We start from the raw sequence: 1,324 nt of genomic DNA on the forward strand, positions 1-1,324 counted from the left end.
AATTTTTAGACTCGTTTCAGGCGAGCTTTCTTAATAACACTTCACTTCCCTATTGAAAATAAGTAAGTGGCGTCCCCAAGGGGATTCGAACCCCTGTTACCGCCGTGAAAGGGCGGTGTCCTAGGCCTCTAGACGATGGGGACACATAAATGTGTCACTAGGACAGTTGATAAGTTTAACTCACATCATGAGCTTTAAGGTAATTGCGTTTAATACAAGTAAAGACTCGAGCTTTAATTGTGACGCTATTTTCTCGGTAAAACCGCCTTTAACTAATAAAAGTTAAGTGGCGTCCCCAAGGGGATTCGAACCCCTGTTACCGCCGTGAAAGGGCGGTGTCCTAGGCCTCTAGACGATGGGGACACAGAAAACTGCTACCCTAGGACAAAACACTAATTTTTGGTGGAGCCATGCGGGATCGAACCGCAGACCTCTTCACTGCCAGCGAAGCGCTCTCCCAGCTGAGCTATGGCCCCAACTTAATCAATACCCGTCGTGATAAACACATCGTGTATCGCTTAGTGCGGGGCGCATTCTATGCACCACCCAAAATAAAGTCAACAGTTTTTTACCTAGCTTTATTTAAATGGTTTAATTTTCAACAAACTGGCTATCAAGCGTGCTAAAAAATACAATTTGAATAAGATTCTAGCCCTACTGCTTATAATAACATCACTATATCGCAGCGAATACTTAACAACACCCTACTCCCCTATTTAATGCAACAAAATTGCATCAAAGCAAAGGTATACATTTATATGCAAATTGAACTTATCTAAAAACTACCAATTAAGGCCCCGCCAATCGCCTTAATCTTTTAAAAGTTACAATTGCTTATAATAACCAAAACTTAAATGTGGATTTGAGAGTACCCGCAGCCTTTACTTGCTTATTAACCAGCGTCACTCGTACTAAAAACTCGATTATTGTTTGAAGAATATTTTTTAAAGAGCATTGTAGCTTCGTAATGCTATGTACAAAACTTCAGGGCGTGTTGATCTTTGGTGGGTGAATTTGCAGCAGTATGTTTGCTTTTTAGGCAAGGCAGAGCCTATTGTAGTTTGGTTATTACCCATGAATAGGCGATAACGCCGCATAAAGTCCAAACATGCGCTGCCCTTTGGGTTCAATCCACAAAGGTCAACACGCACTAGTTATGTGTGATCTATTTAGTCTTAATCCGAAGGCTATTAGTGAAGTATGAGTATTTACGATTTGGCTAGGTTGGCTTATAAAAATAAAGTAAGTACAAAAATAGAGTTTAGAATGCTGAAAATAGCATTTGTTTTGGGAAGTTTAGATTAAATTCATTTTTAAAGGACCG

At 40.1% G+C, this 1,324-nt stretch carries 3 tRNA genes; all 3 read right to left on the reverse strand.

From position 1 onward, the window contains the following. Nucleotides 1-67 precede the first annotated feature (67 nt). The 3 genes from GQR46_RS19785 to GQR46_RS19795 all read right to left on the reverse strand — a co-directional run bounded on the left by GQR46_RS19785 (nt 68) and on the right by GQR46_RS19795 (nt 476). Nucleotides 68-143: transfer RNA gene (locus tag GQR46_RS19785), tRNA-Glu, on the reverse strand. Nucleotides 144-287: 144 nt separating this feature from the next. Further along, nucleotides 288-363, reverse strand: a tRNA-Glu gene (locus GQR46_RS19790). A gap of 37 nt (nt 364-400) precedes the next feature. Next, nucleotides 401-476: transfer RNA gene (locus GQR46_RS19795), tRNA-Ala, on the reverse strand. Nucleotides 477-1,324 lie beyond the last annotated feature (848 nt).

The organism is Pseudoalteromonas sp. Z1A6 (assembly GCF_011378745.1).
Taxonomy (GTDB): domain Bacteria; phylum Pseudomonadota; class Gammaproteobacteria; order Enterobacterales; family Alteromonadaceae; genus Pseudoalteromonas; species Pseudoalteromonas arctica.